Annotated in this window: 12 protein-coding genes; 8 read left to right on the top strand and 4 right to left on the bottom strand. The window is 35.4% G+C overall.

The window, feature by feature from the left end:
• The first annotated feature begins 183 nt into the window (after positions 1–183).
• The 5 genes from Q1A60_RS19965 (at position 184) to Q1A60_RS19945 (ending at position 4,989) form a co-directional block, all read left to right on the top strand.
• A complete protein-coding gene (locus Q1A60_RS19965) occupies positions 184–1,902 on the top strand; it encodes a GMC family oxidoreductase (protein WP_299768922.1) in 1,719 nt (572 codons plus the stop codon).
• Positions 1,903–2,129: 227 nt separating this feature from the next.
• Positions 2,130–2,846, top strand: a complete 717-nt coding sequence (locus tag Q1A60_RS19960; RefSeq protein ID WP_299768926.1) for a gluconate 2-dehydrogenase subunit 3 family protein — start codon at positions 2,130–2,132, stop codon at positions 2,844–2,846.
• A gap of 151 nt (positions 2,847–2,997) precedes the next feature.
• Positions 2,998–3,615, top strand: a complete 618-nt coding sequence (locus Q1A60_RS19955) for a hypothetical protein (RefSeq protein ID WP_299768929.1) — start codon at positions 2,998–3,000, stop codon at positions 3,613–3,615.
• 127 nt (positions 3,616–3,742) lie between these two features.
• Positions 3,743–4,219, top strand: coding sequence for a cupin domain-containing protein (locus tag Q1A60_RS19950; RefSeq protein WP_299768932.1), 477 nt, complete (start codon positions 3,743–3,745; stop codon positions 4,217–4,219).
• Positions 4,220–4,536: 317 nt separating this feature from the next.
• Positions 4,537–4,989 carry a tRNA (cytidine(34)-2'-O)-methyltransferase gene (locus Q1A60_RS19945; protein WP_299768935.1) on the top strand — a complete coding sequence of 151 codons (453 nt, stop codon included), beginning with the start codon at positions 4,537–4,539 and terminating at the stop codon, positions 4,987–4,989.
• Here the strand turns inward: Q1A60_RS19945 and Q1A60_RS19940 are convergent.
• A complete protein-coding gene (locus Q1A60_RS19940) occupies positions 4,986–7,082 on the bottom strand; it encodes a glycoside hydrolase family 9 protein (RefSeq protein WP_299768938.1) in 2,097 nt (698 codons plus the stop codon). The genes Q1A60_RS19945 and Q1A60_RS19940 overlap by 4 nt on opposite strands.
• Positions 7,083–7,211: 129 nt before the next feature.
• Positions 7,212–8,807, bottom strand: a complete 1,596-nt coding sequence (gene bshC, locus Q1A60_RS19935) for a bacillithiol biosynthesis cysteine-adding enzyme BshC (protein WP_299768941.1) — start codon at positions 8,805–8,807, stop codon at positions 7,212–7,214.
• A 216-nt stretch (positions 8,808–9,023) separates the two neighbouring features.
• On the opposite strand from bshC, the gene Q1A60_RS19930 reads away from it, so the two are divergent.
• Together Q1A60_RS19930 and Q1A60_RS19925 are read left to right on the top strand one after the other, a co-directional pair.
• Entirely contained in the window at positions 9,024–9,431 is a 408-nt protein-coding gene (locus tag Q1A60_RS19930; protein WP_299768944.1) for a hypothetical protein, read from the top strand.
• A 153-nt stretch (positions 9,432–9,584) separates the two neighbouring features.
• Positions 9,585–12,065 (top strand): M14 family metallopeptidase, encoded by a 2,481-nt coding sequence (locus tag Q1A60_RS19925; protein WP_299768947.1) that lies wholly within the window; start codon positions 9,585–9,587, stop codon positions 12,063–12,065.
• A 133-nt stretch (positions 12,066–12,198) separates the two neighbouring features.
• Here Q1A60_RS19925 and Q1A60_RS19920 read toward each other — a convergent pair whose 3' ends face one another.
• Both Q1A60_RS19920 and Q1A60_RS19915 read right to left on the bottom strand, forming a co-directional pair.
• A complete protein-coding gene (locus Q1A60_RS19920; protein ID WP_299768950.1) occupies positions 12,199–13,017 on the bottom strand; it encodes a hypothetical protein in 819 nt (272 codons plus the stop codon).
• Positions 13,014–13,571: a sigma-70 family RNA polymerase sigma factor gene (locus Q1A60_RS19915; RefSeq protein WP_299768953.1), complete on the bottom strand. Its 558-nt coding sequence runs from the start codon at positions 13,569–13,571 to the stop codon at positions 13,014–13,016. The genes Q1A60_RS19920 and Q1A60_RS19915 overlap by 4 nt, the downstream gene beginning before the upstream one ends.
• 113 nt (positions 13,572–13,684) lie before the next feature.
• On the opposite strand from Q1A60_RS19915, the gene Q1A60_RS19910 reads away from it, so the two are divergent.
• Positions 13,685–14,965: a S8 family serine peptidase gene (locus Q1A60_RS19910; protein WP_299768956.1), complete on the top strand. Its 1,281-nt coding sequence runs from the start codon at positions 13,685–13,687 to the stop codon at positions 14,963–14,965.
• The last annotated feature ends 16 nt before the right edge of the window (positions 14,966–14,981 follow it).

Below are 14,981 nucleotides of genomic sequence, written 5' to 3'. Positions count from 1 at the left end.
AACTCATCAACTCATCAACTCATCAACTCATCAACTCATCAACTCATCAACTCATCAACTCATCAACTCATCAACTCCTAAACACCTCAACTCATTACAAACAGTATACATTTTCGCGAAAGCAAAAAAGTAAATTCTTCTTGACTCTTTTTTTAGTATTTTAGGGGAAACTATTCCAATCCTATGCAAATAAAAGAATCTTCCAAAATTTATGATGTGATCATTGTAGGTTCTGGAGCTGGTGGTGGTATGGCCACTAAGCAATTAGCAGACGCAGGTTTTAATGTTGCTGTTGTAGAAGCAGGTCCCTTTTTTGATCCCGCCGATCCAAAGACCATGACACAAATGAAATGGCCCCATCAATCGCCTAGAAGAGGCGCGGGAACAGATCGTCCATTTGGGGAATTTGATATGGCATATGGTGGTTGGGAGATAGAAGGAGAACCGTATACACATGAACCAGGAACCGAGTTTCGTTGGTTTCGATCGCATATGCTGGGAGGACGTACCAATCACTGGGGACGGATCTCTCTGCGTTTTGGACCTAAAGATTTTAAAGGAAAAACACGTGATGGATACGGAGAAGATTGGCCTATAGGTTATGACGATGTCAAACCCTATTATGATAAAGTAGATAAACTCATTGGTGTTTTTGGCACTAATGAAGGACTAGAAAATGATCCTGATGGTTTTTTCTTACCACCTCCTAAACCAAGATTACACGAACTTTTTTATATACAAGGCGCCAGAAAATCAGGAATTCCTGTGATTCCAAGTAGAATGTCTATGCTTACCAAACGAATTAATAATGATCGTGGGGTTTGTTTTTACTGCGGGCAATGTGCGCGTTCTTGCGCTGTCTATGCCGATTTTTCTTCAGGGAGCTGCCTTATTTTTCCAGCGCAAAAAAGTGGCGGAAAAGTGCGTTTATATACCAATTGTGTGGTACGCGAAGTGACCATGAATGAAGAAGGAAAAGCAACAGGTGTGTCTTACATTAGTAAAGATGATCGTAGAGAATATAAATTAAAAGCACGTGTTGTTGTATTGGCAGCTTCTGCGTGTAGTTCTGCTCGTATATTATTGAATAGTAAAAGTCCTCAGCATCCTAATGGCTTAGGAAATAGTTCTGATGTAGTAGGTAAATATTTACACGATTCTACAGGTTCTAGTCGTTCTGGGTTTATTCCTCAGTTAATGAATAGAAAACCTTCTTATAATGAAGATGGTGTGGGCGGACTGCATGTTTACTCTCCTTGGTGGGGTGATAACTCTCAACTAGATTTTCCTAGAGGATATCATATTGAAGTCTGGGGAGGTATGGGAATGCCTAGTTATGGCTTTGGATTTAATGCCAATGAATTCAATAAATTCTTTGGAACCAAAGTAGGTGGTTATGGAGATGTCTTACGAGATGATGTGAAGAAATATTATGGTGCAGTCGTTGGAATGGCTGGTCGTGGCGAGGGAATTGCCCGTAAAGATAATTACTGTGAAATTGATGAAACTACCGTTGATCAATTTGGAATTCCAGTACTCAAATTTAATTATAAATGGAGTGATCTAGAGCGTAAACAAGCGACTCATATGCAAGATACATTTGAAGAAATTATCCATAATATGGGCGGTCAAGTATTGGGTGACAGGCCGGGAGGACCAGATAACGGTTTAAATAAACCTGGTGAAATCATACACGAAGTGGGAACTACGCGTATGGGGAATGATCCTAAAACATCAGTAACTAATAAATTTAATCAACTGCACGATGTAGACAATGTATTTATTGTAGATGCAGGCCCTTTTGTATCCCAAGCAGATAAGAACTGTACATGGACCATACTGGCACTCTCCTGGAGAGCATCAGACTATATTATTGAGCAGTTGAAACAACAGAATATTTGATAAAATTGAATTAAAGAGATGTACGCTTTCGCGAAATCGAATTTGTGAGATTCACGACCGTAAGGGAGAGCGAAGCGTTAAAGCGTATAAAGAAACATAATTATCAGATTGCATCCGTAGTGTATGCTGGGCCTTTCGACAGGCTCAAGACAGGCAACGTCGAAGTGTGGATGTAAAAGAACATATAGTTTAATTTCAAAAGATACCCGCCTACGTGGGCATTTACTATGGATAGAAGACAAAGTATACAAACCCTATTACTAGGTGCAGGCGCCATAAGCCTTGGTTTACACAGTTGTGTGGGCGAAGGAGAACCTGCACTCGAAGAACAAATCATTGAAAGTGCCGATGGTTTTTTTGGACGAACTCCAGAAGAATTAGAACGCATAGAAAAACTAAATGCTGAAGAACTATTTACAGCTCATGAGTTAGAAACTATCGCAGTTTTAAGCGAAGTGATTTTACCTCCAAAACCTGAAGTAGGAGGCCCATTAGAAGCTGGTGTTCCTGAATTTATTGAGTTTATAGGAAAGGATATGCCTCGTATGCAAAACACCTTATTGGGTGGTTTATTGTGGCTTGACAACCAATCGCTTGAGTTATTTAATAAGGAGTTCAAATCCCTAGAGCTTTCGCAACAAAAGCAAATCCTTGATCCCATTGCTTTTTACGATCCTGAGGTTCCGTCTCGTAAACGTCCGTTTGAAATTCAATGGTTTAGTTTGATGCGTAATCTTACCATGACAGGTTACTACACTTCTGAGTGGGGAATCAAAGATTTAGGTTATAAAGGAAATCAACCCAATGTTTGGGATGGTGTACCCCAAGATGTACTCGATCAGCATGGCGTTGCCTATGATCCAGAATGGATTGCCAAATGCATTGATCAAAGTAAACGTGGAGACATCGCAGAATGGGATGAACATGGGAATTTATTGACTTGATAATCTACACATTAAATTTAAAGGTTATTCTTGTTAGAAGGCATACAATAAAACGATCATATATATATCGCACCTAACAGTTTGTACATTTCATATTCCGCATTCTGAAGACAAATACAACATCTAAGAAAAGTTATATGCTATCTAACTTATGATAAACAAAATTTATAAATTCACTATTCTCCTTTTAGTTTTATTGGTATCATGTAATAAAGCTAAAAATAAAAAAGAACGGATTATAACCGTGAACGTCACTCAAAATGATACTATTATTAAAGTTACCAAGACAAAAATCGAGAATAAATACAGAATATTAGGAGCAAAAAAAGACGTTAGCTTAATAATTAAAAACAATAAAACTTTAAACCAAATAAATGGAAAATTTGCTGTTGGTGTTTTTGAGAAGTCAGATTCAATAAATAAAGTTATTTGTTATTTAACAGACGAAGGCATTGGACTTCCTGATTTATCAAATCAAAATTCTATATTAAAGTTTTGCTTAATCAATGAATACAAAACAACAATTCATTCTGACAGTGTAACGAGTCAATTAATTGAGACCTATTCTGAAATTTATGGTGAAAACAATGGAAAATATCTAAGTTTTGTATTTCTCAATGATACGAAAGATACTATCGGATTTCAAAATACTTTTTTTATAGATATCAATAATAGATTATGTACCATCCATTATTTGAACAAGACTAGAGAAAATTATAATGAATTAAAAAACATGTACGAAGAATTTGCCTTAAAGGTATTAGAATAATAAAATCTGCACATAACAATAAATTATTACTCTAAATTCATCAACAGCATACATTGCCATTTTGCTACCTTAATTGCATTATTAGAATGCTAACACATAAAAATATTGACACTTAAAAAGTTATAACATGAAAAAATTAATTTTACCTCTGTTTATTTTAGCATCATTATCTGGATTTTCCCAAGATTCTAAATATAAAGTTGCCTCATATCTTACAGAAGGAACCAAAGCTCCAAATACTCATTATATAGGAGAAGCTTGGTTAAATGCTATCATTCATGACGACACTGAATTGGGGTATAATATTACAAAAGCAACCTTTAAAGCCAATTCAACCTTAGATTGGCATAAACACAGTTCTTCTCAAGTCTTAATAATTGTAGACGGAGAAGCATATTATCAAGAAAGAGGCAAAAAACCAGTCATTTTAAAAAAAGGTGATGTAATTAAATGTGAAAAAGATATCGAACATTGGCACTCGTCAACCAAGAATAGTGATGTAACTTATTTAGCTTTATATGGTGGTGGGCAACCAACAATCTGGACTGAAGTAGTTACGCAAGAATATTACAATAACGTTACCAAGAAACTAGGAGATAATTAAATAAAAGGAAGCTTGCTTAAAAAGTAGAATCACGATAGTTTCATTTTAATATCGCATTTATTTAGTTTAGTAGATTAAACTATAATTTGAAAAATCTTAAAATAAATCAACACATATGCAAGATCATATCTTACGATAATTCACTGTTATAATTTATGCTCAACATTGTTCTTATACACCCCGAAATCGAAAAAGCCTTTTCCCCGACCCTAAAGAGTGGACTTTTTCTCAATCTTGCCTTGATTAAAAATTTTCTCTCCCTTTAGGATTGGAGAAATGAAAATTTACATTACTTTGAAAATCTCAAATAACTACGAATGCTCAACATCGTTCTTATACACCCTGAAATTCCAAATAACACGGGAAATATTGGCAGACTCGCATTGGGTTCTGGATGTCGTCTACATCTTGTAAAACCACTAGGGTTTGAAATTACAGATACACGCCTTAAACGTGCTGGACTGGATTACTGGCAACATCTATCAGTCACGTATTATGAGAGTATAGACGACTTTTTTGAAAAACATACAAAGGCGAAATTTGCCTTTCTGTCTAGTCATGGCAAAAAGTTTCACTATGACATTCCTTTTGAAGAAAATCTCTTTTTAGTTTTCGGAAAAGAATCGAAAGGGCTTCCTAAAGAAATTACTGAGAAGCATCCAGAGGCACTCTATAAGATCCCATTATTTAGTGAACATATACGTAGTTTAAATCTTGCAAACGCAGTAGGTATTGTCGTCTATGAAGGTATCCGACAATTACAACGTTAGTTTACAATCAATTTTTGAGTACTCGTTTTAGTGTCTTGATTTAATTTTACAAAATACATTCCTCTAGTAAGGTTAGAAATATCTACAATACTATTATTTGTTACTATTTCAGAATGTACAAACTGCCCTAAAACTGAATAAATTTTTAATTCTCCTCTATTTTTCACTCCAGTCATTTGAAATGACGATGATGTTGGGTTTGGATAGATTTTGAAATCTAAGGTTGTGAGTTCATTAGTGTCTACCGAAAGTACGTCATCTACCGCTACACTATTTGCTAGCATTCTAATATAGGCAGCTTGATAATAAATAGCAGGTTCTGTGATTTCCCAAGAATTATTAGGATATCCATCATTAAAATCTAAATAACTCTTTTGAGCAGGTTGTCCAGAAGGAGGTGTTAAGGTTGTCACGCTAAATGAATCATTAGGACCACCAGTCACAAAACCAGGTGCGGGTCCTATAGGACTTGTTACTGCATTGTCATAATCAGTTCCATCATAAAACCAACTATGGTATATCTCATTAACGCTACGTTCTGCCCCGAAATCATACATATTGGAAAGGTATACCATCCCTTGAGGATTTACGCCATGAAAATAATGGATCACTTCGTCGATATACCCTCTATAACTGTCATTTTGTGACGGGTTAATATTGTTATCTATCACAAGTTTATTGACGGTTGCATAACTAGCTTTCGGATTATTAGAACCCCAGTGGTATGAAAAACTAGGTTGAAATGCTCTATATAAATCTTCGTCAGACATTCCATAATATCCATTATAATTATTTTGCGCATCTGATGAAAACGAATCTAATATAGTGGTTATCGTTGTCGCATCTGCACCGCTAGTATTTGTATACAGCAGTAATGCATCGTGTACTTGTATTTTATATGGCCCCCAAAATGGAGACGTCACTGTTTGTAATTCGGAAACTTTATTTATAATATATTCATTATATAAAACATCTCCAGTTAAATCAAAAAGATAGGCCGAAGCTACTACAAACTCTTCTTCTTGTGCTTCTACATCCCTATCGGCATCTCCAGCGATGATACTTCCATCATCACAATTGGTTTCTAGGGTTCCATTTGCTACAAAAGGTTGTACATATGCATATGCTATAATAGCACGTTCTTGTAATAACGCAGCAAAATCTCCATACCCAGAAACTCCTGAAAATACTTTTGAGGCATGTGCAAACATACCTGCTACAGCAATAGACGCTGAGGTACACGTCGGACCATAATAGCGTGTATCTGTATTTAAACTTGGAGGGGATTCAATATTTTCTTCAAAATTCCTGCTTCCCATTTTAATAATCGTACTCCCATCTTCTTGATTCATTTTAAGCAACCAATCTAATTCCCATTTCACTTCATCAAGCACATCAGGAATGCCATTCCCAGATTCAGGAAGATTCCAATCGTCAGAAAAAGCTTGTGGATTTTCTTCATAAGCTGCTAATAAATCATGTACCGCATCACTTGCAAACGTGACATACTTATTATAATCGCCTGCATCAAACCATCCGCCAGATAGTTCTTTTTCTAAAGCAGTATTTCCTTGATCATAAATATATCGTGTTTGTGTATCCTGAAGAAAATTATCTCCATCTGCCCATCCTTGCGCATAAGGTTCTGATTTTGGAGCATTACAGCGGTTGTAATAAAACATACGCCCTGCTGTTTTCATTACTTCGTCATACACTGCTAGACCAACCACAAAAATAGAAGATCGTTCATTCAGAGTGGCATCATATAAATAATACGTCCCTTCTTCTGTAAGTGACGAGAAATCTACCCACCACCCTCGATCGCCTGACTGTGCATGGGTATTTCCATTATTCCATAGAACAGGAGTTACAGATAGCACCGTTGCATTTGTGACTGCATCTCGAATTTCAATAGTCGCTGGGGCAGTATAAGACATAGCACTATTATACCCTACTTGTGGATCACTAAGCACCCCTACTTTAATCGCTTCAGGCGTATACCCAAATTGATCCACATGAATATAGTTACTTAATTCTTGAGAAAAAACAGATACTGAAAAAAACAATAGTAGTAGCGTGTAAAGATATCTCATAGCAATATGATGGTTTCTAGTTAAATATACGTAAAATGAATACGTTATTCAAAGTCGCTTGTTATCACAAACCTTTGTATACTATGATATACGGTACTATATTCTATTTTGGATGTTTATTCTATTACTTTACAAAGTAACAATCGTAAATTCTTTGTTTACAGGATCCAATGCTTCTACTAAAGCAGGCACTAAGTCTGCGCCATATTCCAGATAAAATTCTGCAAAATTGGTATTACGCTCCTGTAAACTGTGTAATGGGAAGATGGCATTTTGAATATCCACTACCCGTTGCACTTGATCTTTTAGTTTTCTTTTTTGCGCTTTTAACAAACGTTTTTCTAAATGATCAAGTCCCTTTAATTGTTTTACTTCCTGTGCTTTAACCGCTCCTAAAAAAGAAGCATCCGTTTCGGCAGCAAGTGTATGCATCGCTTTGAACTGTTCTTTAAGAGATGTACGTTGTGTAGATAGATCGATGTCTATATTTGAAATCGCGCGTATTTTCTGATTTACCAATTCATTTTGTTTTAAAAACAATTGTGAATTGGTAATCGCTAAAGCTTCTATTTTATTTTTCTGTTTTTCTGTTCTGATCAATGCTGAGTTTCTAAGTAACAGCATTGGGAAAGGTACTTGCATCGCTTCAAAGCAAGATTTTAGCTGAAACCAGTATGCCAACTCTCCGCCTCCACCTATGTAAGTAAGATTAGGTAAAATAATTTCTTGAAATAAAGGTCGCAATAAAGCATTAGGAGAAAAACGTTCTGGATGGGCTTCTAACTCCGAACGAATCTCGGCTTCTGTAAAACGGATTTCTGTATTATTGACTACAAAGTCATCTCCTTCTCTAATGATACGTTCACGGATTCCTTTGATGATATAAAAGAGATTAATCTCTCTTGGATGTACTTGTTCTGGATATCCTAGCGAAGTAAGACTTGCTGTCTGCGCTGTTACTTCCTTATGCGCTACTTCTTCAAACAATTCACGTGCTACATACGGAGCAAATAGCGTTTTTAATCCTACATCATTTCCATCTACAATGACAAGTCCGTATTCGCTAAAAAGCTCATTAGCAAGGTATCGTGTCGCATCTGCAAGATTTGTATGTTTCAAATACGCTTCTTCAAAAAGTGATGCTAAATACTGTGCATTTTTCGAACTTCCTAAGGCAGTTTTAAATAAGTCCAATACAGCATCAAGTCCTTCCGTTGAAAGTTCTCCTACGGCACCACCATCTTCTCGATTCCATTGAATTTTAGACCCTTTAAATCGAAAGTAATTGATCTCGTCAAAATCGTGATCTTCTGTCGCCATCCAGTAGATAGGCACAAAATCATAGTGGGGGTGTTGCTGTTTTAGCTTTCGCGAAAGCGTAATTGTGTGAATGATCTTATATAAAAAATACAACGGCCCAGTAAAGAGATTTAACTGGTGACCTGTTGTTATGGTAAATGTCGTATTTGCTGAAAGTTTTTCTATATGTAATTGTGTAGCATCAGAAACAGATACTTGCGCGTACTGTTTTTGCAAAGACGAAACTAATACGTCTCGAGAAGCCGTTGTAAACCATGCTTGTTTCTCTTTGATTTGTGCTTCAAAATTATCTAGTGAAGGAAATCTATGATAAAAGGGAGCTACTTGTGGATTCTGATCTAGGTACTGACAGATAAGTTTTGAAAAATATCCTGTTTCAGAATACGTAATGGTGTCTTTTTGCATTTTGGTCTAACAATTTCCTTCCAAAAATAGGTCTTTTGGCGATGATTACATAATATGATCTGTCTGAATACATCGATGAAAATTACAATTCATTCCATGAAAAACACACCCCTATGTCATACGTCGTTAAAATTGGTTTTTTCGTCTAAAAGTCACATTTATTCTATGATTCTGGGTTTTTACGTCTTAGTTTAGCAGTCCCAAATCATTATAAAAATGCAACATTTACAACATACTTTAATCGCTTTAGTTTTTCTTATTACAGCAACTACATATAGTCAAGTAGCACTCGCTCCCTCTGCACCAAATTCATCTGAAAATTATAAAGTAACTGCAGCGTATCAAGGCGTATATATTCCTAATGTTACGATACAAAATATCACCGATGCACCAACGGTTGTACAAAAAGATGCACGTATTCCTAGTATGCTTGTATATAATAAAACAACTAGTAAGAAATTGAAATCTGGATATTATTTTTGGAATGGGAAACAATGGGAAGTATATGATACTTCTATCAGTGCACCAGATACTGGATTAGCATCAGCTACAAATACTAAGACACCTACATTACCTTCATCAGTTACGGTTATTTCTCAAGAACCAGTTGTAGGTTTACGATAATACAGTTTTAATCGATTTCATTTTTTTTCCTGCAATCAGCATTCTTATTTTAGAGCATACTGAGGTTACTTATAAAACCTAAATTTGTCTAAAAACACCAATTTTATTTTACCATAATAGGTATATTTAAGGCTTTATCTTAAAGAAACCTTTATGCGTCACTTTTCACTATTCCTATTCTTACTCACAGGAATACTTCAAGCACAAGTCCAATCTCCATCAGAATTTTTAGGATATGAGATCGGCTCTCAATTTTCTAGGCATTCAGATGTAGTTCGTTATTTTGAACATGTAGCTCAAAACAGTGATCTTGTCACCTACCAAGAATATGGTAAAACAAATGAGCGTCGTCCACTCACCTATGCTGTAGTGACATCGCAAGCAAATCATGGGAATCTTGAAACTATACGAAAGGCTAATCTTGCGCAAGCGGGTATAGGCTCTTCTTCATCAACGGCAGATAAAGCAATTGTTTGGTTATCATACAATGTACATGGAAATGAAGCGTCTAGTACCGAAGCCTCTATGGTTACCTTATATGAACTTATCACAACAAAAAAGGCATGGTTAGATAATACGGTTGTGATTATAGATCCATGTATTAATCCGGATGGACGTGATCGTTATGCAAACTGGTTTAACCAAGTAGCATCTACACCGTATGATCCTTCTCAAGTAGCTGCAGAGCATAATGAGCCATGGCCAGGAGGTCGTCCTAATCATTACTTATTTGACTTAAATCGTGATTGGGCATGGGCTACACAGGTAGAATCTAGAGCGCGTTTAAAAGTATATAACAAATGGTTACCACACGTACATGTTGACTTTCATGAGCAAGGTATTAATGAGCCTTATTATTTTGCACCTGCTGCAGAACCTTTCCATGAAATTATATCAGACTGGCAGCGTGATTTCCAAACACAGATAGGACAAAATCATGCACGTTATTTCGATCAGGAAGGATGGCTATTTTTTACGCGTGAGCGTTTTGATTTACTCTATCCTAGTTATGGAGACACCTATCCTACTTATATGGGAGCCATTGGAATGACCTATGAACAAGCAGGCCATGGTCGTGCTGGATTGGGAATTAATACTGACGAAGGCTATGAACTTACCTTATTTGATCGTGTGGCGCATCATAAAACAACTGGGCTTTCTACAGTAGAAATTTCTTCAAAAACAGCTTCAAAAATTAATAGTGAGTTTGCCAAGTTTTTTGATAACCGTAATCTAAAATATAAGAGTTACGTTCTTCAAGGTACACAAGATAATCTTGCAGCATTAGCTGCTTTATTAGATCGTCATGAAATTACCTATGGTTTTTCAACAAATGGAAAAGTAAGTGGATTCAACTATACTTCTAACGGACAGGGAAGTATGAATTATGACCTTGCGATGGTTATTCATACAGATCAGCCTAAAGGGAAAATGGTTAAAGTATTATTTGAGCCAGACGCAAAGCTTTCTACACCGCTCACCTATGATATTACGGCTTGGAGTTTACCACATGCATATGGTCTTAATGCCATTGCAAGCACTACAAAAGTGAGCGCTAATAGTAGTAATCCATTTACGAAAGTAGTTAACCAACAACGTACGGATGCACCCGGGTACATTGCAAAATGGAACAGTATGGACGATGCAAAATTTCTTGCTGGCTTATTAAATGCAGGAATCAAAGTACGTTTTACTGAAAAACCTATGACCAATAGTGGACAAACTTTTGATCGTGGTACATTGATTATTACAAAAAGTGACAATAAGAATAATCCAAATTTTGCAAATGACATTTATAAAGTAGCAGCAACTCACAATAGAGAATTAATTCCTGCGACTTCTAGTTTTTCTAAAGCTGGACCTGATTTTGGTTCTCCAGAAATAAAATTAATTAATCCTCCAAAAATAGCGTTACTTAAAGGCGATGGCACTTCATCATTAAGCTACGGAGCTACTTGGTATTATTTTGAGCAAAATCTAGAATACCCAGTGACTTCTATAGAAGCAGACCGTATTGGTCGTGTCAATCTAGATCAGTTTGATGTTATTATTATGCCTAATGGGTATTATGGAAGTGTTCTCAATGAAAGTGCTATGAATAAGGTAAAAGATTTTGTTCGTGGTGGTGGAAAAGTGATTGCTACGGGAAATGCACTCAACTCATTTGCTGGACAAAGTGGTTTTAGCTTAAAGCGAAATATGCCTTCAAATGATGATAAAAAGGAAGATAGTAAAGAGAATTTAACGCCGTATGCAGATCGCGAAGAAGCAAGTGTTACTAATTTTATCACGGGAAGTATTTTTAAAACGGAAGTAGATGCTACACATCCAATGGCATTTGGGTATGGAGACACGTATTATAGTTTAAAACTAGGAAGTAGTGCATATAAATATCTAGATAATGGTTTTAATGTAGCATACATCGGAGAGAGTCCTACCAATGTTTCTGGATATGCTGGGGATGCTGCAAAAAACAGATTGCCAAAATCTCTTGTTTTTGGAGAAGAACGTATGGGACGTGGTAGTATTATTTATATGGCCGATGACCCGTTATTTCGTGCTTTCTGGCATAATGGAAAGTTATTTTTTGCCAATGCTATTTTCTTCACTAATAACAATAAATTTAGAATCTAAAACGAAACGTTCTTTATCTAACGTAAAGTTGATTATTCGCCAGAATTTGTAAATTAAAAACTACAAATTCTGGCGAATTTTTTGATTGTGTAATATTAAGATATACGCTTTCGCGAAAGCGTACTCAGCCTGATTACAATCCTTCTTGTATTTCCTTAGCCTTTGTATAATTATAATGATCTGGATTACTCAGTATGAGTGTGAGCATTTCATTTGTTTTCTCTGTATTTTCAACTTTTAAATACATCAAAAGCTTATACCAATATCCATAAGAGCTTTGAAGTGTATTGGTCGCAATTAAAGCATCATATGCTTGATGTGCTTCTTCCAACTTATCGATTTGGAAATAAGAAGCTCCAAGATAGATAAGTGCATATGAATAATATGGATCGCTAGTATCAATATTCGCTTTTAAATATTGTATTGCTTCTTCATAGTTACCTGAGAGATATAATGATTCTCCTTCTATAATTTTTGCTTGTGTATCGCCTTTTTCTCTTAGAGATGGTAATGAATCCCAATTGGCATACTGATCATAATCGCTATGTAGTTGCGAATTTATTAAAAATGGAAGTGCACATAATAAAATGACCATCGCAGCAATAGCCATGCGATAATACAACCGTTTACCTTGTTTTTTCTCCTCATTCAGCATCTTCTGTTGATAGTCAACGCCTACCTCTTTTATGGTTTTAGAAATGCTGGTATAACTATCGTCTCGTAATTTTGTTTTTAATTCTTGTAACGTTTCATTTGTAGTATCATTGGGTACTGTTGCCCAATTGTCCTCTCTAAAAGAATCCCGTAGTGATTCTTGAAGTAATACATCTTCTTGTAAGTCTTTATCATTAGCGAGTTTTTCTTCAAAAATCGCCAATTGCTCTTGAGACATTATTCCTTGTATATATGCCTCTATCTCCTGCTGTCTTTTATCTTCAAATAGTTGACTCATCTTCTTAATTTACGATACCTACGATCTTCTTTTATTAACTGAATTATTTTTGCTTTACATTTAAATACTCGTTGCCTTACCGTATTTATGGATGTATACTCATATTCCTGAAGTAAATCTTCATAGCTCATTCCATTAAAATAGCTTCCTAAAATCTCTTTACAATTTGAGGATAACAACTGAAACTTCTCTTGGTAAAATTCTAATCTTTCTTGTTCTAGAATAAATAATCCTAAATCAGTTTCTTTATCTATATAGTACGTAGAATCATGATTCATTACCCGATTTTTTTTATTCTTTAACGTTCGTCTCCAAATATTTTTACAGATGGTAAAAAAATAAGCTTCGAAGGAGTTTATTTTTAAGGGGCTTTCTCTATGTTTTACAATAAGATACATGAGACTGTCATGAAATACATCTTGAACATCTTCTTCTTCTCCTTTATTATTCAAAACAAACGATTTGACTTTCGGAAAAAAAGCATCGTAAATAGCAGCAACTACTTTCCTATCATTGTATATTAATCCATTCAAATACTTTTCAGTTTCCTCCATAGATCACATTATAGGGTTCTATAATAAATTTTTAAATTAATTTGGGTAATACTTTTTAATTACCACTACTTAAAAGTAAGAGTAACTCTTTTATTAATTTTAAGACCATAAAGATGAAAAAAATAATTGGTAGTTTTTTAATTGTCACATGTTTATTCGTAGCCTCATGTTCTGACATTGATGATATTACGCGAGAGAATAGTGTAACAGAAGCAAATTACACGACACAGTCAACATTTAGAAACACCCCAAAATTTTCTAAAAGAGAGCTTATTATTCAATATAAAAAACACACACCTCCAAATAGGAAGGCTGCACTAAGAAGCTATTATGGCGCTGTAGAATATGAGGTATGTGCGCATTGTGATGGTACTCTTGAAAAATGGGATTTTGGACCTGGAGCCGATTTAGAAAACAAATTAGGTTCTGTAAGATCTGGTAGTGGTGGGGCTGAGAGCATCCAAAATGTAATAACGGAATTTAATTTTAAATTCGAACAAGAAGTTGCTACACTTAACGGAGGAAGCGGTAATAGTTATGATTCTGATAAAATTGTCTCACCAGATAATGAAGGAGTGATTATCGCTGTATTAGATTCAGGAATTGACACGAACTACCCTACTTTAGAAGAAAGTGCTCCTTTTTTATATAATGCTTCAAATCTTGGTATACCAGGTGTATATTCTGGGTGGGATTATGTAAATGGAGATAATAATTGTTATGATGATGACACGCTTGTACATGGAACTGCTGTAAGCTCTCTTATGCATACATCTCTTAATAATGTTGAAGTTCCTTTTCAATTACTTCCTGTAAAAATTGCTAATCACCAAGGAGAAGTTAGTATTTTTAATATGCTATGCGGTATGTTATTCGCATTACCAAAAGCTGATATTCTTCAAATAAGTGCTGGCTGGTATGATGCTGCAGGTGCTAATCCATACACAACTGCTATCTTTTTAGATGTATTATCGGAATATGAAGACGTTTTAGTGGTAACATCTGCTGGAAATAGCAATCTTGATAATGACGGTCAAATTGCACATTATCCTTCAAATTTTTCAGCATTAACTAACAATGTAATAGCTATTGCAGCGACTAACCATGAAGCCACTGACGCATCCTACTTTACGAATTATGGACGTAATACAGTAGATTTTATAACTAATGGGACGTATATCCCTTTTGTAAATCATATGGATCAACCCGTATTGATCTCTGGCACTTCTTTTTCAGCACCATTGGTAACCGCAGTAGCTGCTAGAATATTATATAACTCTGGTATGACCTACACACCTTTAGAGATCAAAAATCAATTAGATTATCAAGGAATTCCTGTCAATTATACAAAGCCAACAAAATACGATAAGTACATTCCGCATTTCTATCAATAATCCTAAAAGATTATTG

Origin of the sequence: uncultured Dokdonia sp. (assembly GCF_947492535.1) — a bacterium.
In the GTDB taxonomy this organism is placed as follows: Bacteria; Bacteroidota; Bacteroidia; order Flavobacteriales; family Flavobacteriaceae; genus Dokdonia.
This window is presented reverse-complemented; position numbering and strand designations above follow the sequence as displayed.